General features: G+C 34.1%; 17 protein-coding genes, 1 tRNA gene and 1 pseudogene. 9 read left to right on the forward strand and 10 right to left on the reverse strand.

Annotation, left to right across the window (positions count from 1 at the left end; translation table 11 throughout):
- Positions 1 to 91: 91 nt before the first annotated feature.
- The gene (locus O5640_RS03935; RefSeq protein WP_269613339.1) at positions 92 to 235 is read left to right on the forward strand and encodes a hypothetical protein; all 144 of its coding nucleotides are present in this window, start codon (positions 92 to 94) and stop codon (positions 233 to 235) included.
- 452 nt (positions 236 to 687) lie between these two features.
- On the opposite strand, the gene O5640_RS03940 is transcribed toward O5640_RS03935, so the two are convergent.
- From O5640_RS03940 to O5640_RS03965, 6 genes are all read right to left on the reverse strand, one after another.
- Positions 688 to 2,232 carry a SulP family inorganic anion transporter gene (locus O5640_RS03940; RefSeq protein ID WP_269613340.1) on the reverse strand — a complete coding sequence of 515 codons (1,545 nt, stop codon included), beginning with the start codon at positions 2,230 to 2,232 and terminating at the stop codon, positions 688 to 690.
- An 88-nt stretch (positions 2,233 to 2,320) separates the two neighbouring features.
- Entirely contained in the window at positions 2,321 to 2,500 is a 180-nt protein-coding gene (locus O5640_RS03945) for a hypothetical protein (protein ID WP_269613341.1), read from the reverse strand.
- A 114-nt stretch (positions 2,501 to 2,614) separates the two neighbouring features.
- Complete coding sequence (locus O5640_RS03950; protein WP_269613343.1) at positions 2,615 to 2,911, reverse strand: DUF3303 domain-containing protein; 297 nt, start codon at positions 2,909 to 2,911, stop codon at positions 2,615 to 2,617.
- Positions 2,912 to 2,948: 37 nt separating this feature from the next.
- Positions 2,949 to 3,272 carry a hypothetical protein gene (locus O5640_RS03955; protein WP_158466806.1) on the reverse strand — a complete coding sequence of 108 codons (324 nt, stop codon included), beginning with the start codon at positions 3,270 to 3,272 and terminating at the stop codon, positions 2,949 to 2,951.
- Between the two features lie 382 nt (positions 3,273 to 3,654).
- On the reverse strand, positions 3,655 to 3,960 hold the full coding sequence (locus O5640_RS03960) for a hypothetical protein (protein ID WP_269613345.1): 306 nt from the start codon (positions 3,958 to 3,960) through the stop codon (positions 3,655 to 3,657).
- 81 nt (positions 3,961 to 4,041) lie between these two features.
- Positions 4,042 to 4,113: transfer RNA gene (locus O5640_RS03965), tRNA-Lys, on the reverse strand.
- Between the two features lie 211 nt (positions 4,114 to 4,324).
- On the opposite strand from O5640_RS03965, the pseudogene trmFO reads away from it, so the two are divergent.
- Positions 4,325 to 5,727: pseudogene (gene trmFO, locus O5640_RS03970) on the forward strand (FADH(2)-oxidizing methylenetetrahydrofolate--tRNA-(uracil(54)-C(5))-methyltransferase TrmFO).
- Positions 5,728 to 5,742: 15 nt separating this feature from the next.
- Positions 5,743 to 7,305 (forward strand): carotenoid isomerase, encoded by a 1,563-nt coding sequence (gene crtH, locus O5640_RS03975; RefSeq protein ID WP_269613347.1) that lies wholly within the window; start codon positions 5,743 to 5,745, stop codon positions 7,303 to 7,305.
- 21 nt (positions 7,306 to 7,326) lie between these two features.
- Here crtH and O5640_RS03980 read toward each other — a convergent pair whose 3' ends face one another.
- The gene (locus O5640_RS03980) at positions 7,327 to 8,091 is read right to left on the reverse strand and encodes a response regulator transcription factor (protein ID WP_269613349.1); all 765 of its coding nucleotides are present in this window, start codon (positions 8,089 to 8,091) and stop codon (positions 7,327 to 7,329) included.
- A gap of 88 nt (positions 8,092 to 8,179) precedes the next feature.
- Here O5640_RS03980 and O5640_RS03985 point away from each other — a divergent pair, with 88 nt between their 5' ends.
- A complete protein-coding gene (locus O5640_RS03985; RefSeq protein WP_269613351.1) occupies positions 8,180 to 8,446 on the forward strand; it encodes a DUF6761 family protein in 267 nt (88 codons plus the stop codon).
- 27 nt (positions 8,447 to 8,473) lie between these two features.
- On the opposite strand, the gene grxD is transcribed toward O5640_RS03985, so the two are convergent.
- From grxD to O5640_RS04000, 3 genes are all read right to left on the reverse strand, one after another.
- Positions 8,474 to 8,797, reverse strand: a complete 324-nt coding sequence (grxD, locus tag O5640_RS03990) for a Grx4 family monothiol glutaredoxin (protein WP_269613352.1) — start codon at positions 8,795 to 8,797, stop codon at positions 8,474 to 8,476.
- Positions 8,798 to 8,807: 10 nt separating this feature from the next.
- Positions 8,808 to 9,038: a BolA family protein gene (locus O5640_RS03995; RefSeq protein WP_269613353.1), complete on the reverse strand. Its 231-nt coding sequence runs from the start codon at positions 9,036 to 9,038 to the stop codon at positions 8,808 to 8,810.
- Between the two features lie 87 nt (positions 9,039 to 9,125).
- Positions 9,126 to 9,806 (reverse strand): lysophospholipid acyltransferase family protein, encoded by a 681-nt coding sequence (locus tag O5640_RS04000; RefSeq protein WP_269613355.1) that lies wholly within the window; start codon positions 9,804 to 9,806, stop codon positions 9,126 to 9,128.
- 131 nt (positions 9,807 to 9,937) lie between these two features.
- On the opposite strand from O5640_RS04000, the gene O5640_RS04005 reads away from it, so the two are divergent.
- The 5 genes from O5640_RS04005 to O5640_RS04025 all read left to right on the forward strand — a co-directional run bounded on the left by O5640_RS04005 (position 9,938) and on the right by O5640_RS04025 (position 20,164).
- On the forward strand, positions 9,938 to 10,675 hold the full coding sequence (locus O5640_RS04005) for a pyridoxine 5'-phosphate synthase (protein ID WP_269613356.1): 738 nt from the start codon (positions 9,938 to 9,940) through the stop codon (positions 10,673 to 10,675).
- A 27-nt stretch (positions 10,676 to 10,702) separates the two neighbouring features.
- Positions 10,703 to 13,996, forward strand: coding sequence for an exodeoxyribonuclease V subunit gamma (locus O5640_RS04010; protein ID WP_269613357.1), 3,294 nt, complete (start codon positions 10,703 to 10,705; stop codon positions 13,994 to 13,996).
- Between the two features lie 40 nt (positions 13,997 to 14,036).
- Positions 14,037 to 14,570 (forward strand): methyltransferase family protein, encoded by a 534-nt coding sequence (locus O5640_RS04015; RefSeq protein ID WP_269613359.1) that lies wholly within the window; start codon positions 14,037 to 14,039, stop codon positions 14,568 to 14,570.
- A gap of 96 nt (positions 14,571 to 14,666) precedes the next feature.
- Positions 14,667 to 18,446: a UvrD-helicase domain-containing protein gene (locus O5640_RS04020; RefSeq protein ID WP_269613360.1), complete on the forward strand. Its 3,780-nt coding sequence runs from the start codon at positions 14,667 to 14,669 to the stop codon at positions 18,444 to 18,446.
- A complete protein-coding gene (locus tag O5640_RS04025) occupies positions 18,443 to 20,164 on the forward strand; it encodes an AAA family ATPase (protein WP_269613362.1) in 1,722 nt (573 codons plus the stop codon). The genes O5640_RS04020 and O5640_RS04025 overlap by 4 nt, the downstream gene beginning before the upstream one ends.
- Position 20,165: the final 1 nt, after the last annotated feature.

A 20,165-nucleotide genomic window follows, 5' to 3' on the forward strand; every position in this document is an offset into this window, starting at 1 on the left:
CTTTTAAAAATGTCTGAATTTATCAAGGTGCTACAACTTCATTAAATTTGGGCAATTTTAGGTTTATATATATACCTGCATCTAAAAAAAAATGCTTCATTTGCCATTCTTAACCTTTGCTTTGGGAGGAGGAAGTCTCTCAGCAACAATCGTCGGTGTATTTTCCCTTGTTCTTTTTGGACTTGTTGGTGTAATTGCTGGGCCAAATCTTTCTAAATTTGATTCTGAAGCTTAGGAAGATAGCTATTAATAAAAGTCTTTTAGCTTTATTAGCTAAAACTTCCTACCTAGAAAATGTTTAGATTTTAAAAAAATCAACATCTATCTAAGGAATCAGATTATTTAACCAAAACTAATTCCATCAGGTATTTTATACTAGGTGGAATTTTTTTTCTTTAATTTCAAATACAAAGAACATAAAATAGTTCAAAATCCACAACCAGTTCTCTTAACAATTTCCCTAAAATAAAAATGTGCCGAGAGGGCGGAGTGAACTCTAAACATAAGTAAAACTTATGGCTTATATGAATATCCACTATGAGGCTTGATTAGTTGATACTCTGACTTATACATTCTTAAGTATAAAATTTACAAAGTTTAGTCAAATGGAAATGAATCCTTATAAGCCTTTGATACAAGCTTTTCAAAAAATATACAAAAACTTCAAATAATATAAGAATGGGAGTTTTAATGAGCAGATTTAAATTCTCCGCCTCTTCCTCCAGCTTCTGAAGCCTGTCCTATTCGAGAAAATAAATTCAAGCTTTCATCATTTAAATTAATCACTTCAACCTTAGAGCCACCTAGTTTTATTCTCCTGATTACTTGATCAAGAACCGTGACACCACTTTGATCCCAAATATGTGCTTCAGCCATATCAATTGTGATTTTTTTAGGGTGTTCATGTAGTTCAAACCCTTGTCTAAAGTAAATACTACTAACAAAAAATAATTGGCCTTTAACTTTATAAACCCTGTGATCTTCACCATTTAAGGATGACTCAACCCTGATAACTTTTGCAACCTTTCTACTAAATAATATTGCGGCAAGTCCAACACCTGACAAGAGTCCAAGGGCTAGATTGTGCGTAATAACAGTTACGAATACAGTTAAAATCATAACTGAGCTATCACTTCGAGGAATACGGCGTATATCTTTAATTGAGATCCAATTAGCAGTATTAATTGCAATCATTATCATTACACCGACCAATGTTGCCATTGGTATTTGATTCACCCAATCTTTAGCAGCAAGAATCATTGCTATCAAACAAATCCCAGAACTTAATGTTGAAAGGCGAGTTCTTCCCCCATAGCCCACATTCATAACTGATTGTCCAACCAAAGCGCACCCTGCCATACCTCCAAAAAGAGAACTAACAATATTTCCTATACCTTGGCCTCGAGCCTCAACATTTTTGTTTGTACTTTTATCGGTCATATCATCAAGAATATCTTGAGTTAAGAATGTCTCCATAAGACCTACCAAAGAAATTGCTAGAGCTGTTGGAAGTATCAAACCAAGAGTTTCAAAATTAAACGGAACTTTTGGAAAGCCAAAGCTTGGCAATCCATTTGGAAGAATTCCTAAATTGGATACAGTTGGAACATTTAATTTAAATCCAATAGAAATTGCAGTACAAATAAAAATTGCAACTAAGGCTGAAGGCAGAAGCTTGGTAACTTTTGGGAGCAAATAGATAATTATCAACGTAAGTATGGTCAATCCCCAAACCGCAGGTAATTGAACTGCAGTAACTACTTTTGCAGAATGCGCCAAGTCAATCCCCAAATGAGGCAATTGAGCAAGGAAGATCAAAATAGCCAAACCGTTCACAAACCCATCCATAACAGGTTGGGGGACAAATCTCATCTGATGAGCAAGTCTTAAATACCCCCAAGCGATCTGAAGAGCTCCCGTAAGTAATCCAGCCGCCAAAAGATATTGCAGACCGAGTCCAGGGCTAATATTTTCGCCTTGTTGAACAATCCCAGTCATCAAAAGAGCAGTTGAACCAGTCACTGAGGTGATCATGGCCATCCTGCCACCAAAAATTGCTAGGGTTACAGAAAGTAAAAAAGCACCAAACAAACCAACTCTTGGATCAACACCCGCAATACCAGAAAAAGCTATTGCCTCTGGAATCATTGCGAATGCAACAACAAGACCTGCAAGAACATCGCGAGAAGGAGAGATAATTCTCTCCTTAGATAATAAATTGTCCAATTTCAAAACTACGCTTCTACCATCCTGCCTTATTAGACATGAGAATTCATATTTAGTAAGAAGATCTTCTTACTAAATTTGCATAAATCAAAAATCACTCTGATTCCTCTTTCCTTTCAATAAATGAATCCATTAATTTCTTGTATTCATTCTCTCTTGAGCTTTTTGCAAAGCCGACAATAAAAACGATAGATGAAACTACTATTAAAGCTAGAATTGTCGGACTAATACCCATTTCACTAGCAGTCAACGCAAATAAAAAATGAGCTATCATTAAAACAAAAAATACTTTTAAAAGACTAAGTTGTATAGCACGATCCTGAAAGTTTTTTAGACAGAAGTTTATTTATTAAATAAGTTAAATCTAAGAAATACAAAAAAATTATATCTATTTTTCTTTTATTAAAGTAACAAACTCTTCAGTAGTTAAGGCAGGTTTATACTCCCAAGTCATTCCAAATTTATCTCTCCATGATCCAAAAACCTTAAATAAAATTGATGCATTTGAAGCTCTGCAAATGATCACTCCTGTTCCATCTTGTGGCGTATGAGCCCATGAAATTCTCTCATAGCCATCAATAAGATCGTCAGATTTTCCACTTTCTACATACTCTACAAATGCTTCCGAGGAATAATTCTGATCCTCAGATGATTCAAATTTCCAAGTAACTACATAAAGCTGCATTTTTTATTTTTCGTAAGGTTTATATTCTATCTGAGAATTATTTTTTGTTCCTAAAACCAGGCTCAAATTGTCTTCGCGCAGCCTGTGTTCTGAGAATTAGCTGCCTTCCAGAACTTGATAGCGTAAACCTTAATGCTTTGCCAGACTTAAACATTGCTTCTCCAATTGCCTTAGTTCTTGATAATTCAATTTGGTATGCCCTACTAACGGCTCTCTCCGCATCAACATTTGCCAACTTTGCCTGCTGGGCCAAACGTTTAGTTTTTGATTTTGGAATTACTGAGAGTTCGCTTTCGGGTTCTGCCCACCTCCACAACCAATTAGAATTTGATTTTGTAATCGAAGAAGATTTCTTAACCATACCCCCATTTCAATGAGACGGAGAGGCATTCACTACCTCATAAAGACCTTAACCGCTACAGGTAAAAAAAAAGGATTGATAGTGCAAATAAAAATGAAAGTTAAAAAAGTGCTTAAGAATAAAAAAATCAAAATTTTTTTATTCTTAACCTAGAAATTTAATAAGTCAGCGATCTAAATAAAATTAATGTACTTTGTTTACTGATTAAAATTTAAATGGTAAGTCCATTAAAGCCCAAACATACAAAGATATATTCAATGCAATCGCTGCCCCCACTGTTAGTTTCTTCATACTAGATTAAACTTACATATTTTTTAATTCAGCAAAAAAATTTCTTTTTAGAAAGTATTTATATTCTCATCAACACATATGTACTTGGCTTTTATAGATTTTCAGGAATGAAAAGAAGTCCTGACCTGCAATCAGAAAGAATTTCTTTGATTTTAGCTAATTTTGATTCAAGTAATTGTTCAGTCTTTACAGAGATCCAAATGGGTTTTATCAATTCATCATTGGGTCCAAGTCTTACCCTAGCTCCAAACCAACTTGCATGTGAAGGTATTGATGCTCTGCATTTTGTCTCATTAATAGTTAAATCAACCTTCCTCTCGATAAGCCAATCTTCTACAAAAATCAAATTCGTAAAACTATTCAACCCAGCGTTTACTGATGTAAAACTGGAAATCAAAAAGGTGCAAAAAAAATAATTCTTCAAAAATCAAGAAGTGATAATAACTTCAGGTTATCTAATAATAGTCTTTAACAAAAATGGGTCGCCTGAGATTCGAACTCAGGACCAGCCGGTTAAAAGCCGGATGCTCTACCACTGAGCTAGCGACCCCTGATAGACCAATACTAATAGTCCAATATGAAAAATATCACGTTGTAGAAGCATTAACGGACTTAATGTTCCTTTTTGAGGACTAAAAAACAATTGAAAGAGAATTTTTTTCCTTCCTCATTGATTTTCTTGGTTTTTTTTAAGTCTTAATAAATAGTTGAGGAAAATGAGAATACTATGGAATTAAGCTTTAAAAAGAAAAAACGAAAGTTTGACAGAAGATCCATCGGTAACAGTAATAGGGGCTGGCCTCGCAGGCTCAGAAGCAGCATGGCAAATAGCCAAAGCTGGAGTCAAAGTAAATCTCTTTGAAATGCGACCAAAGAAAAAATCTCCTGCTCACCACTCACCCGAATTCGCAGAACTTGTTTGTAGTAATAGTTTTGGAGCACTCAGTAGTGATAGAGCTGCAGGGCTTTTACACGAAGAATTGAGAAAATTAAAATCTATTGTTATTTCAAAAGCTGATCAACACTCTGTTCCTGCGGGAGGAGCACTTGCAGTAGACAGAAGTAAATTCAGTCTATCAATAACAAATCAACTTTCCTCTCACCCCCTAATAAGAGTCATTCGAGATGAATGTCCGTGTCTACCAAATGCTCAACAAATAACAATTTTGGCCACAGGTCCTTTAACAAGCGAATCGCTAGCTGAAGACATCAAAAGATTTACAGGAGAAAATGAATGTCATTTTTTTGATGCTGCTAGTCCGATAATTACTGGTGAAAGCATTGATTTTTCAACAGCATTTCGGGCAAGTAGATACGACAAAGGTGATGCTGATTACGTTAATTGTCCAATGAATGAAGAGTCATATTTGAAATTTCATTCTGAGTTAATCAAAGCTGAACAAGCTGAATTAAAGGATTTTGAAAAAGAATCAGCTCTTTTTTTGAAGGCTGCCTTCCTATAGAAGAGCTTGCGAAAAGAGGTTTAGATACTATGCGTTTTGGGCCATTAAAGCCAATAGGGCTTTGGGACCCCAGATGGGGAGATGTAAACGACAAAAGTCTCAGAAGGCTTAAAAGAGCTCATGCTGTCGTTCAATTAAGACAAGAAGATAAGGCAGGTCAATTATGGAATCTCGTTGGTTTTCAAACAAATTTAAAATGGGGCGAGCAAAAACGTGTATTCAGGATGATACCTGGCTTGTCCAATGCAGAATTTATTCGATTGGGAGTAATGCATAGAAATACTTTTCTTGAATCTCCAAAGTTATTAGAGCCAACACTTCAGTTCATTAATAGAAAAACATTATTTGCTGCTGGACAACTCACTGGGACAGAGGGCTATGCTGCTGCTATTGCTGGAGGTTGGTTGGCTGGAACTAACGCAGCATTATTGGCAAAGGGATTAAATACAATTACTTTGCCATCGTCTACCATGATTGGAGCATTGACAAACTTTGTCAGCAATAGTCAAGCAAGCTTACGAGTTCAAAATAAAAAAAACTTTCAACCTATGCCAGCAAATTTTGGATTACTACCTGAACTCGATAATAGAGTTCACAACAAACGTGAAAGATACAAAAAATATAGAGATAGGGCTCTAAGTCAAATAAAAAAGTCAAGTGAAACATTATTAGATAAAACCTCTTCTTACACGACCATTTAAAATTTCTTGCACATTATGACTCAATTAACAAATAAAAATAAAGCTTCTTGCAACTGGGATTCGATAGTTATTGGTTCCGGTCTTGGTGGATTAGTAACCGCAAGTCAACTAGCAAGTAAAGGTGCAAAAGTTCTTGTACTGGAACAATATAAAATCCCTGGTGGAAGTGGTGGCTCATTTAAAAGAAAAGGATTCACTTTTGATGTTGGAGCCTCTATGATTTTTGGGTTTGGTGATAAAGGGTACACGAATTTACTAACGCGAGCTCTAAAAGATGTTGGACAGGAATGTGAAACGATTCCTGACCCAACACAATTGGCATATCATCTACCTAATCAGTTAGAAATTACAGTAGATAGAGATTATAAAAAATTTATCACCAAGCTAATTAATTTATTTCCTCATGAAGAGAAAGGGATAAATCATTTCTACGAAACCTGTTGGGATGTATTTAATTGTCTAGATTCGATGCCTTTACTTTCTATAGAGGATCCTAGATATTTAATGAAAGTTTTTTTTAAATCACCCCTGTCATGCCTGGGTCTTGCGAGATGGTTGCCAGTTAACGCTGGAGACGTGGCCAGACGATATATCAAAGATCCGGCTCTTCTAAAATTTATAGATATTGAATGTTTTTGCTGGTCAGTTATGCCCGCCGACTTAACACCTATGATAAATGCTGGAATGGTCTTTTCTGATAGACATTATGGAGGTATTAACTATCCAAAAGGAGGTGTTGGTATTATTGCAGAAAAGCTAGTGAAAGGAATTGAAAATCACAAGGGCGAAATCAGATATAAAGCTAAGGTCCAAAAAATACTTTTCGAGAACGGAAGAGCAATAGGTGTTTCACTTGATAATGGTGAAGAAATTTTTGGTAAAACAATAGTCTCTAATGCAACTAGATGGGATACATTTGGTGGACAGGGAATCGATAAACCACTTGTAGAGACAGCTAAAACTCCACCAGCCGAGAAAAAATGGAAAAATAGATATATTCCTTCTCCTTCATTTTTATCTCTACATTTAGGTGTAAGTAAAGATTCTATTCCTCCGAATACACATTGTCATCACTTGATACTAGATGCATGGAAAGAGATGGAACAAGAACAAGGAGTTACTTTTCTATCTATCCCAACTCTATTAGATCCGTCTTTAGCTCCTCCAGATAGCCATATTGTTCATGCATTTACTCCTTCTTCAATGAATTGTTGGGAGGGATTAAGCAACCAAGAATATCTTGATAAGAAAAAGGAAGATGGAGATAAACTTATTTCAAAGTTAGAAAATTTATTTCCAAACATTAGTCAAAATATCTTACACAAGGAAATAGGGAGTCCAAGAACACATAAAAGATTTCTTTCCAGAAATAAAGGAAGTTATGGGCCAATTCCTTCAATGAGATTGCCTGGTCTTCTTCCCATGACATTTAATACTACAAAGATAAAAGGACTCTATTGTGTTGGTGATTCTTGTTTTCCTGGCCAAGGGTTAAATGCAGTGGCTTTTAGCGGGTATGCGTGTGCTCACATAATTGGAACAAAGCTGGGAATAAACAATTGGAAACTTCCAAAGTAACTTAATGAAATCTAAATAAATTTATGACGGTAGGTTATCAAGACTAAACCTATATCCTTGCTGGCGAACAGTTGTAATACCACCGCCATCACCAAGACCTGCTTGTTCTAATTTTCTTCTAAGTGTTAAAACCTGAGTATCAACCGAACGAGGTCCTCCACTAAATGGAGGCCAAGCCATTCTAAGTAGCTCATGGCGACTTCGTACCATTCCAGGGGGCATCAACAAGGCACACAACAAGGCAAATTCCCTGGGACTAAGTTCTACTGGTTTTTCTCGCAAGGTGACTTGTCTCAGAAGGAGATGAACCTCAAGAGGACCAACCGTGACGCGTTCTTGTAAACCAATTCTCCCTCTTTTAAGCAGAGTCCTGCACCTAGCCGCTAATTCTTCAAGGCCAAAAGGTTTCCTCAAAACATCATCAGCCCCATCATCTAAAAGACCTACAACTGGTTCAACTCCTGTTCTTGCAGTTAGGACAATCACTGAACATCCTAATTGTTGTGCAAGTCGAAGTGCTGAACTTTTTTCCAACAGCTCAGCACTAACTAATAAGTCTGGCGATTGATCGCGACAAAGGTCAACTGCCTCCTCAGCAGAACCCACTGCTGCGGCCAGTTGTCCATCTTGGCGGAGCCTTTGAACCAGAACAGTTCTAAGAGTTGGATGTGGTTCTACGACAAGCACCTTGGAGGGTGATTGGGTGGTTCCTTGAATAGGAGAAGAACCTGATGAAGATCCTTGAATTTGCTCAGTAGCAAGTTGATCTGCAGGTATTAATGTCACAAGTCAGAAAAGTGTACCCTTAGACTAGAAAAGATATTAAAGCAAACCGAACGCTGACTACCAAGAATAGTCTGTGTCTTAGCAAACCATGACATCTTTTGATGCTCCAGAAGCAATAAAACACTTCCAATCAATTTGTGATGCCTGTCAAGAGCTAACAAGTCGATACCACAGTCCATCTGAACTAAGGATATATGCAGATGGATATTTGCATTCTCTCAGGAATTGCAACAGATTAGGCTCTAGGGATCAAGAGAAGTTAGAAGCACTAATTGATAGATGGATCATGGATCCTTCAAGCTTTATTGGTCCTGATGGTGATATTAATAATCTTTTTTTTCAAAAAGAAGCCTAGGTAAGTAAGAATCAAAAAAGCAAAAAGTTAAGAGGCTAGGGCAACTTCTAATTTTTCTTTCAATTCTCCAGAGTTATACATGCTTATCAAAATGTCAGATCCTCCAATAAATTCTCCCTTTACATAAACTTGGGGTATTGTTGGCCAATTTGAATATTCTTTAATTCCTTCTCTAATTTCCATATCTGAAAGTACATCAAAAGTATCAAAGCTCATTCCCAATGAATTAAGAATTTGAACAACATTGTTTGAAAAACCACATTGCGGCATCAACTTATTACCTTTCATGAAAACAAATATTGGTTTTGAATTAATTAAGAGTTCAATTTTTGAACGAGTAGTGGAATCCATATCTGAAAAGTTATTTAGGAGTTGAGGTTTTCAAAGCTAAAGCATGAATTGTTTCGGTTTTCAATTCATTTTTTAACGCACCATAAACAAGTTGATGTTGTTGCACAAGAGATAAACCAGAGAATTCCTCAGATACGACATTAACTTCAAGATGATCACCGCCTCCCATATCTTTCACATCAATTTGAGCGTCAGGAAGTGATTGCTTAATTAGAATTGTAACTTCTTTTGCAGTAATCATTTTCAAATAAGAAATTTAAAGTGAATAAGGAGAATATAAAGTCAATGTAACTGCTCTAGAATCAATTAAGTAAATCAAAAATTATTCTTACCCTCTACCAACAGCTAACAAAGCCGATTGTTCAGCACTTCGCATGCTTTTATAAAGGGCAATATTAAAATCATTTGCAGATTGCTTAAAATCTCTTGAAACAGTTATTGGTTTAGAGAAACAAATTGAGGTCGATCCATAAAATTTAGGAATAGCATTGCTATAAGCCAAACCAACTGGAACAATTTTAACTTCTAAACCTTTGTTAGAGGCTAGTTGTGCCAGTCTAATCAAGCCGTTTTTTAGTTTTACAGGTTCGCCAAATCGATTTATCTTTCCTTCTGGGAAAACAACTAATTGCTGACTTGAAATCAATAAATCCACTGCATATCTAAGAGTAGTTAAAGATGGTCTTCCTTGATCAATTGGAAAACATCCCAATCTGTTTAAGAACCATCCTTGTAAACCTTTCATTTCTGAGCGCGTAACCATATATCTACAATCTCTATTGGTAATTCTTCTCCCAGCTGCCATGGTCAGCATCAAAGCATCCCATCTAGATCTATGAGTAGGAGCAAGTACAACAGAGCCACTTAAAGGTAAATTCTCACCACCAATAACTATTTTTCTTCGAAAAAAATTGTTCAAAGCAATATCTTGCGTTGCAACCATCGCTAAGCGACTCCAAAAAGGATCAACTCCAAGGCATATTTTTTTTTCTCTCTGAAGAAGGGGCAAAAAACCCTCATTGATAAGCTATGTAATGAAGTTAACTCCGAAAGCTTTATTATTAATGCTCCTACTGGGCAGTTACTCCAGCGGCTAAACCTTATTTTGATGAATACAATCAAAGTATATTTTTAATTATCATGGCAAGTCTTGGTGTCAACATTGATCACATAGCAAATGTTCGAGAAGCTCGTAAGACCTTTGAACCTGATCCAGTAACAATGGCTCTTTTAGCGGAGTTAGGAGGAGCTGATGGTATAACAGTTCATCTAAGAGAAGATAGAAGACATATTCAAGATAGAGATCTAAATCTTCTAAAAGAAACTGTTCATACTCGACTAAATCTAGAAATGGCTGCCACTGAAGAAATGACTTCAATAGCACTTAATGTAAAGCCAGATTTGGTTACGTTAGTTCCAGAAAACAGGGATGAGGTTACGACAGAAGGAGGACTTGATGTTCTTAAACACAAAAATAAATTAAAAGAAATAATTCAACTTCTTTCAGATGCAGATATTCCAGTAAGTATTTTTGTAGATCCAGTCGAAGCACAGTTAGAAAATTGTGCCGAAGTAAAGGCAGCCTGGATTGAATTGCATACAGGCAAATATGCAGTCACAAAAAACCAAGCAAGAAAACTAGAATTTTCCAATCTTAAAGAAAGCACCGCCAAAGCAAAATCATATGGTTTGAGAGTAAACGCAGGCCATGGATTGACATATCAAAACGTTGAACCAATTGCAGCTATTGAAGGGATTGAAGAATTAAATATTGGTCATACAATTATTTCCAGGGCCCTATCAGTTGGACTATCTCAAGCTGTAAAAGAAATGAAAAACCTAATTATCAATCCAAGGAAAGACAACTTCCTAATTTAAAAGTATGTTCAAATCGCTTCCTTACTCTTGCTAACAATTTATCGAAGTAATAAAGCTGAATGGTTAGCAGATATACTAGGACAGGAACTCCGATTGAATCCTCCTGAAATAACAGAGGAAGTTAACATAATTGTAAGTACATGGCCATCGAGCAGATGGCTAAGTGAAAAACTTTCTATAATTAATAATATTAATGCATTAGTTAAATTCCCTTTCCCTGGAACATATTTTAAAAGGTTAGTTAAGAGAATTATTGGGATTGATCCAAATGAAAATGATCCATGGGAAAAGAATCATCTTGTTTGGAATATATTAGAATTATTACCAGACTTAATTAAAGAAAAAGAAGCAGGCGGAATTAGTACCTGGCTAAATATTAACGAAAAAGAAAATGAGCAAATTAATATAAAATTATGGGATATAGCGAGTAACATTGCAGAAGTATTTGATGACTACATCCTTTACAGACCTGACATTATTAAACAATGGTTAGGGAACAATAAAAAGAGTGTTTCGGTAGGGTTTAATGTTAATAAAAATATCCTTTGGCAAGAAAAACTTTTCAATTTATTATATAAAAAGATAAATAAAGATCCTTTCTGCATCCAAGCAGAAAAAGCTATCAATTTTTTAAAGAATGATAATATTTCTAAACTAGATTACCCAAAAAATTTATACATTTATGGACTTAGCAGTCTAGCACCATTGCAAATAGATCTGATTCAGGCATTCTCAAAAGTAATTAATATAAAAATTTATCTGATTTCCCCTTGTAATGATCTTTGGCAAAGATGTGAAACCAGAAGACTACAATTTAGAAACGAATGGAATACGCCTCCTGACAAGCAATGGTTACTAGAATCTCCAAGACTTGAGGCTTTCCTTGGAAGGATGGGGGCTGAATTTCAACAGTTACTAGAGGGAAGTGGAGAATATCAATTGGGAGAGAGAAATGAGGAAGATATTTATTCTCTTACTGCAGATATCGCTGCCAAGAAAGGAAATAAGCCCAACATCTTAGAACAACTGCAACAAGAATTGTTATACACAAAAAGTGACAATATTTTAACTAAAGAAAAATCTGACAAATCGCTACTTTTCCTTAAATCTCCAGGAAGGTATAGGCAAGTAGAATTAATACGAGACCATATATTGCAGCTCTTTGCCAATGACAAAAAGCTAGAACCTAGAGATGTTCTAATAATGACACCTCAAATTGATAGCTATGCTACAATTTTTGCCTCAATATTTAACAATATCGATCACAACGCTACTCAGCTGCCCTGGGTAATCACAGATAAAAGTCAAGAGGATAAAGTAGGTATAATACATTTCCTGTTAAATCTGTTAGAGATTTCTACATCACGTCTAACCGCATCAGTTTTTGAAAGCTTATTAACTAATCCAGCCTTACAAAAACAACAACATGTAAGTTTTGAAGAAGTGAACAACATAACTAAAAGCCTTCAGTCCGCAGGATTTACTTGGGGACTTGATTCCTCAGAAAGGTTTGGGGAAGAAGCTCATAGCCTATGTTGGTGTCTAGAAAGATTTCTACTTGGACTTGTTTTACCAGATGATCCAATTTATGGGATAAGAAATATCTCACCTTATTCAGAGAACCTTTCAAATGCAGAGTTTATAAAAAATTGGGGTATACTCTCAAAACTTTGTAATTATATCGATGCGATTCGCAGTAAGCGTTCATGTAAAGAATGGATAAAACTTATAACATCTCTCGTAAAGGATTTATTTGGGGATGGTGGTGAATGGGCATGGGAGGAGCAACAACTACTAAATATTGTTAATAATTGGGGTCTCATAACAAATAATTGTGAACTAGAAGTTGATTGTTTGGTAGTCAAAGACATTATTACCAAAGCATTGAGTTCTACAAATGGAAAATTTGGTCATAGGACAGGAAAAATTACGATCAGTGCCTTAGAACCGATGAGAGCAATTCCACATCAAATCATCATCGTCATGGGACTAGAAAGTAGAACCTTTCCAAGAATAGATAATAGAAGAAGTTTTAATCTTCTAGACAGGAAAAGAGAACTTGGGGACCCTAACCAATATGACAAAGACCGCTATTCATTGTTAGAAGCTTTAATATCATCTCGTCAAAATCTTTTACTTTCTTGGAATTCCAAAGATGAAAAGACAGGAGAAGACATAGACCCTCCAAGTCCTATTCAACAATGGCTTAATTACTTAAAAATCAAATTAGGAGCTAATACCTTTCAAGATATTCTCATTGAGCCACCGGCAAATCCTCTTGATCCTTTAAACTTTATAAAAACAGAAAGTTCACAAATCTTGAGTTGTGATAGAAAGAATCTAGAAGCTAGAGAATGGATTGAAAAAGGAATACCGACCAAAAAGATCTCACTAGCATTACCAATAAATTGGAAAGAACCAAACGGAAGCAACTTAAAACCTAATTCCTTCGAAAAAGTAAAAGAATGGTTACTCAATCCACAAATAACATGGTTAAAAGATAATGAAATCCAATCAAAAGAGTTTTCCAATCTTATTGAAGAAAATGATCTATTCGAACTCTCAGAATTAGAAAGATATAAACTTCTGAAATATCGACTAGAAAATAGTGATATTGGAAAGATTAACGGCATAAAACATAATACAAATTATTGGGAAGAGAACTTTTCAGGCAAAGGTGTCTTCCCTCCAAAAGGCTCTGGATTAATAGAGGAAGATCTTCTTGAGGAGCGATGGAATAATTTAATATCCGCAATATATTCTACGGGAGAACTCACAAAGAGGAGTATAGAGATGCCAGAGTTAGAGGGTGAATTTTACTTTGGAGGGGGGAATTTAATACAAATTGAACTTGGTAGTTTAAAATATAAAAATCTTATGAAAGGATGGCTAAATCATTTATATTTATCTGCAAATAGTTCATTTAATTCTAAAACACTGATAATTTCAAAAAAAATAGATTATAGTAAAAATTATAAATTCGAAGTAACCAAGCAACTATTACCTGTTCAGACCAAAGAAGCTACTGAAATTATCAGAAAAATAAATCAATTAGCTACCGCAGGTAGAAAGAATTGTTGGCCCATACCACCAGAGAGTGGAATGGCCTATGCCTTTGCCAAAAACGAACAGAATAAGAATGAGATAGATTTATTCCGAAAAAAATGGGAAGGTCATTTATATATGCAAGGAGAAAGAGAACAATTAACAATGGAACTTTGCTTTGGCAAAGAATGTAAAGCTTCTACCTTTTTAGATTTTGAATCATTTAACGAAGTGTTAATGAGTCTTTATGAACCACTTCTGAAAAATAGCAAATAATCTAGTTACTAAAATGAAACGAAATAAAATCAATCTACTAATGAATAGTAAAACTATCCTATCAAAATGGGGATTTACCAAGCAGGGTATATTTAAAAATACAAAAGGAGAGTGGTATTTATTTTTCCAAATATTACTCATCCTTCTACATTTATTACCTCCCTACCCAAAGGTAGAGAACATAGCATTTTCAATAAACACAACTTTAATCATTATTGGATTACTAATTTCAGTTCAAGGTCTAATCATTGTGATTAAGGCATTCATAGATTTAGGAGAAAATCTTACACCACTGCCCTATCCGATGAGTGAATCGAGTCTAATAAAAAGTAATTCGTACCGAGATGTTCGACATCCTCTATATAAGGGTTTATTATTTATTTCGTTAGGAATATGTATTTTTTCATTGAGTCTAATACATCTAATTCTATTAATATCATTGGCTTACGTTTTAAAAATAAAAGCCTTAAAAGAAGAAGAAAGTCTAAAAGTTAAATTCCTAGAATACAAAGAATATATCAAAGAGGTACCAGCTATTATAAAAAATATTAGTTATTTAGATTGGAGATCATAAGATGTTAGTCATAAATCGTTTAAATTATAAGAATAAATTACTGATAGAGAAAATAAGTCTAAGTTTCGAACTAATTATTATGTTGATGAGATAATTATGGATAATATAAAGATATTTGAGGCTAATAAATATCCCTTAGAAAATGGGATGCGTCTTATTGAAGCAAGTGCGGGAACAGGTAAAACATTCTCTCTTGCTCACCTTGTTTTAAGGTTGTTGACTGAAAAAGAATATTCGATAAACGAAATACTAGTTGTTAGCTTTACAGACGCGACTGCATCAGAAATTAAAGCAAAAATCATTGAAAGACTGATTTTAGCATTAAAAATAATTGAATCAAAGAATACAAACTTGGAATCATATGAGATTGACAACGTTTTAGAAGAATGGGTAGAATTAAATATAAATTCTAAAGATAGAGGTTTATACATAGCCTCCCTATTACTAGAGGCATTAGAGAGAATTGACAATGCAGATATAACAACAATTCATGGATTTTGCAGTAAAACTCTTCGTAGAGAAGCTATTGAAAATGGTAATAATTTAAATCCAACCATCGAAAAAGATTCACATTCACTAATAAATGAAATTGTTGAGGAATATTGGAAAACACAAATACTAGAAATAGAAATTTCAGAATTAAAAGGAATATTTAAAACTAATTTCAATCGTAATAATTTAATTCAAGTTCTAAGTACATTAGATAATGATCCGAATAATAATTTCAAGCAAACATTTAATGAACTTAAAATAGAGGGAAGTCTTTCAAATCAATTAAGCTTTTATATTGGATCCTTATGGAAAGATTTTAAAACTATTTGGCAAGAGAAGGGAAAACAACTAGAAGATAGTCTCATAGATATTGCAAAAGATCTAAAATCTCAAGGTATTACAGATACAAAGCCATACTCATCCAAGCCTAGGAAAAATCGTTATGAACTTTTAAGTAACTGGATTAAAAAGTATAAATCAATAGAAAGACCATCGTATGAGGATATTCAAAATCAAAGTCTTATAAGTAAATATTATCATCCTAAAAATATTTACCAAATAGATTTTAAGTATGGAATTAATTCTTGTTCAAAACAAATGAATTCAATACTTGATATTATAGGAGATTTATATGATAGTCCGGGTGAATTTGTTTGGGAACATGCTTTGTTATGGACCAAAAAAGAGCTTGAAAAAAGAAAATCTAAAAAAGGTCTGATAAATTACTCTGATTTACTTAAATTACTAGATCCAAAAAAATTAAATAGTAATAATTATAAAGGCAATCCTAATAATATCTATAAAAACCTAAAGCTAAGATATAAAGTAGCATTAATCGATGAGTTCCAAGATACAGATCCAGTCCAGTTAAGATTACTAAAGGAAGCCTTTGGTAATCGATCAACACATTTATTGCTAATGATTGGAGATCCAAAGCAAGCAATCTATAGTTTCAGAGGAGGAAGCTTAAATACATATATGAAGGCCAGAGAAGCTTGTGATCGAATTGATTTAATGAATGCGAATTATAGAAGTACAAAATCTCTAATTCTAGTACTCAATAAATTATTTCTTGATGGTTTAACTAAATCAAAGCTATCAACACAAGAACTTAATCCTTGTTCAAAAGAAGATCGACTAAAACTGAATGGAATAAAAGAACCATTGAAAATAATAAACTTAATAGATGATAATCAAAAAGAAAACATACAAAGAATAAAATTAGAATCAAAAAGCAAAATAGAAGATAAAATTCCGAAAGTTATTGGATCGTATCTGTTAGAACTTTTAAGCAATAATGCCAAAGATATAACCCCCTCAGATATTTGCATACTAGTCAATAGACACGATCAAGCTAAAAACATCCATAGCTATTTATCAAAAATAAAAATCCCTTCACAACTTCTAAGCAATGAAAACATATTCACTAGAGAGGGTGCCCAAATCCTTCAGATTTTCATTAACTGCATAGTCAGTCCACATAATCAACAAAAGCTTGCCCTACTCGCTTGTTCTGAGCTAATGCAATGGACAAAGGAAGAACTTAATGAATCAAAAATTAATGGTGATTTTGATTCATTATCTTCGAAGTTCTATGAACTTGCTAAATCATTTCCAAAGATTGGATTACAAGGCTGTTTATCAAACTTTCTAGAAGGAAAATCAATCGCCGACCTTTCTGATAGAGGGACTTTATTAGGTGATCTTTATCAAAGCGCTCAGATATTAGACGAGCAGATCAATCGACAGGAATTCAATGCACTAAGAGCATCTCAATGGCTTAGTGGTCAACGGTTCCAGTCCTTTGAGCCAGTACCTGAAGAATATCAACCAAACAGCGCCATTAGTAATAGCTCCGTCAATATAATTACAATTCACAAGAGTAAAGGACTTCAATTTAAAATAGTAATCTGTCCATACTTGTGGCAAAAACCTCCAGACAAAAAAAGTCATTTATGGAAAGACAAACAGAATCTACTCATTTCTAAAAAGTATAAATGGCATAAAAAATATTGTTCATATCAAGAGTTAATTAGAAAAGAATCATTAAATGAAGCAGAGCGGTTAGCTTACGTTGCTCTTACAAGAGCTAAAAAACAATTAATAATCCTTTGGGCAAAGGCTGCTGGTCAAGAAGGGAACCCTCTTTCAGGATTTTTATTTGGATCTAAATTAATAAATCTCAATATAGAAGACTACACAAAAGAAATGATGGAAAAGTCCTTCAAGGAAAGGGGCCTAAAAGCTGATGTTCAAGATGTAAAATCAATAGAAAATAATAAAACATGGACTCAACCTAAAAGTGAGGTCAAATTATCACTTGGAGTAAGTCCTAACCATACGTTTGAGAATAGTTGGGGACGGTATAGTTTTTCAAAATGGATATCACAAAAAAATGATGAATCAATTCAAATATACTTATCTGATGAGTTAAATGAAGATCTTGAATTTAAAGATGATGTTGAGTATTTATCTCTAAAAAAAATTGATAAATTATTGACCGATAAAAACCATGGTATTGACAAATCAGAAGATCAAATATGGTCAAAAGAGAGTCCTATTGGAAGTTTTCCAAGAGGTCCTATAGCAGGAACTTGTCTTCATAAAATACTTGAAAGAATAGATTTAAATGATATTAAAAATCAACCAAAAATTTCATCTATAATAGAAGAAGAATTAAATATAGCTAATATAAGTAATTCATTTATTGAACCAATTAATATTTTATTACAAAGACTTGCAACCATCCCCCTTGGAGGTCCTTTAGGTAAATTTAAACTGAAAAATCTACCCCCTAAAAGCTCAATCAAAGAATTAAAATTTGACATTCCAATTTGTCATGAAACAAATCCAATTAATACTCTCGAACTATCATCAATATTTAGAGAAGATGTCCAAAAAAAATATGGCCCTGATTATATAAATAAACTAATGAATCTAAATATCTATAGCAGCGGTTTCTTAACCGGATCCATAGACCAAGTTTTTGCAGACAACACAAATCATGAAATTGCTAAATGGTGGGTTTTAGATTGGAAAAGTAACTGGCTAGGAAGTCCGCTATCAAAAGAGGATGGTTTCTCTTGTGGCCCCTCAAATTATTTGATGTCCCACATGGATGAAGAAATGTACCATCATCACTACCCACTTCAAGCTCATATATATTTACTTGCATTACATAGATTTTTAAATTGGAGACTCCCCAAGTATTCACCTCAAAAACATCTTGGAGGTTATATTTACGTTTTTTTAAGAGGAATCCCAGATAAAGGAGATTTAGAAAAAAATAATTATCCTCAAAGGACTCCAGGCTTAATCATCGAATCTGCTCCTCTTGCAAGAATTAAAAAATTAGATTTATTGATTAAAAGACCACATAAATGAAAGAACAATTTAAAAAAAAGTTTTCACCTGACTTAAGCAAATCATTATTAACTACTCTGGCTCGCTATTTTCCACCGATAGAGTTTAACGAAGCTTTAATTGATGTTGTAAATGTATTAATGGAGGCATTATCAAGAGGTGATGTTTATATAGACATGAGAGAAATCCCTAAGAATGTTGAACTTAAATATAAAGACTGGCCCAGCTATCATAAGAAAGCCTTATTAAAAAGCGGTTGGACTAAAGGAGATAACTCCCCAATAGTTTTAAATGGAGATTTGATAAGTTGGCGTCGAACACATGATGAGATAGTTGAGACCATTCATAAGTTACTTATAAGGAATAAACCTATTAAACCCCTATCTAAAGAATCATCTGTTCGAATTAATTCGAAGAATTTAGAACATCTAAATATGCAACAAATAGAAGCTGTTAACCTTGTTGAGAATGAGAAAATCATCTTATTAAGTGGTGGCCCAGGCACAGGCAAGACTAGTACCATCCTGCAAATGCTTTTACAAGCACTAAAAAGAAATCCGACTCTTGATATCGCAATGGCTGCTCCAACAGGGAAAGCAGCAAAAAAACTAAAAGATACTATACAAGCCGGTATCAAAAATTTTGATAATCCTATAAAGGATAAGCTTTCTAATATTCCTTCTAAAACATTGCATAAATGGTTGGAAGCAAGTCCAAATGGCTTCAAAAGAAACTCTAAACGTCTCCTGAAATTAGATTTAATAGTCGTAGATGAGATGTCAATGGTTGACTTATCAACTATCAATGGTTTGCTCGATTCATTGCCAAAATCTTGTCAGATAATCTTGGTAGGTGATCCTAACCAATTATTACCAATAGGAAGTGCTGGTATATGGCAAATTTTGCACGACAAAGAAACAACATCAAATTTTCAATCAAACTCAGTCAAACTAACAAAGTCATACCGAAACCAAGGAGATATTGCTTTATTAAGAAATACATTAAAAGATGAAGGAGTAGATGCCTTTTGGAATCTACTTTCAATGAAAGAACATTCATCAAATACAAGGCAACACCTTTCATCCCTAAAAAGTATTCCTGATCCCGTACTAAGTACTCTTTTTAACTATAGAAAGAAACTTAAAGAGTTAACAGAAAATTGTATTACTTATATTCCTAATGAGGCATGGCAATCAAGCATGATTGAGGTAGAACAATCAGTTGAGATACTAAAACTCTTTAGATTCATAGATAATCTGCTTATACTTTGTCCGCAAAGATATGGGCCCTGGGGTGTAAAAAAAATACACGAATTCCTTTTAGGAAAAACATTTGAAGAGGAAGTACACAATTGGGAGCAGGGAACACCAATCATGGCTAGAAGTAATCAATCTGAAATAGGTTTAGCGAATGGAGACGTCGGGGTGATTATTGGCAAAGGGAAGGCAAGACGTTTTTTATTTAATGTTTTTTCTGAGGAGCAAAGACTAGTAACTCGATTGATAAACCCATCAAGATTAAATATGTATGATGCCGCATATGCAATGACAATTCATAAAGCGCAGGGAAGTGAAGCTGATCAAGTTCTTTTACTTTGGCCAAGCACCTCAAAAATTTCAGAAAAGAATACCCTAAAAAATTTTTATTCTGATGATAATGAAAAGAGAATGCTTTATACAGCAATAACTCGTGCAAAAAAACAATTACTGGTAATTACCAATAAAGAAGATGACTTTTAAT

Source organism: Prochlorococcus marinus str. MIT 0912, from assembly GCF_027359595.1.
Lineage (GTDB): Bacteria > Cyanobacteriota > Cyanobacteriia > PCC-6307 > Cyanobiaceae > Prochlorococcus_B > Prochlorococcus_B marinus_C.

Coding starts and splice junctions, on each gene's coding strand:
- O5640_RS04025 (WP_269613362.1), top strand. CDS start 18,443: ATGAAAGAACAATTTAAAAAAAAGTTTTCACCTGACTTAAGCAAATCA.
- O5640_RS03935 (WP_269613339.1), top strand. CDS start 92: ATGCTTCATTTGCCATTCTTAACCTTTGCTTTGGGAGGAGGAAGTCTC.
- O5640_RS03985 (WP_269613351.1), top strand. CDS start 8,180: ATGACATCTTTTGATGCTCCAGAAGCAATAAAACACTTCCAATCAATT.
- O5640_RS03945 (WP_269613341.1), bottom strand. CDS start 2,500: ATGATAGCTCATTTTTTATTTGCGTTGACTGCTAGTGAAATGGGTATT.
- O5640_RS04020 (WP_269613360.1), top strand. CDS start 14,667: ATGGATAATATAAAGATATTTGAGGCTAATAAATATCCCTTAGAAAAT.
- O5640_RS04005 (WP_269613356.1), top strand. CDS start 9,938: ATGGCAAGTCTTGGTGTCAACATTGATCACATAGCAAATGTTCGAGAA.
- grxD (WP_269613352.1), bottom strand. CDS start 8,797: ATGGATTCCACTACTCGTTCAAAAATTGAACTCTTAATTAATTCAAAA.
- O5640_RS03995 (WP_269613353.1), bottom strand. CDS start 9,038: ATGATTACTGCAAAAGAAGTTACAATTCTAATTAAGCAATCACTTCCT.
- O5640_RS03955 (WP_158466806.1), bottom strand. CDS start 3,272: ATGGTTAAGAAATCTTCTTCGATTACAAAATCAAATTCTAATTGGTTG.
- O5640_RS03950 (WP_269613343.1), bottom strand. CDS start 2,911: ATGCAGCTTTATGTAGTTACTTGGAAATTTGAATCATCTGAGGATCAG.
- crtH (WP_269613347.1), top strand. CDS start 5,743: ATGACTCAATTAACAAATAAAAATAAAGCTTCTTGCAACTGGGATTCG.
- O5640_RS04015 (WP_269613359.1), top strand. CDS start 14,037: ATGAATAGTAAAACTATCCTATCAAAATGGGGATTTACCAAGCAGGGT.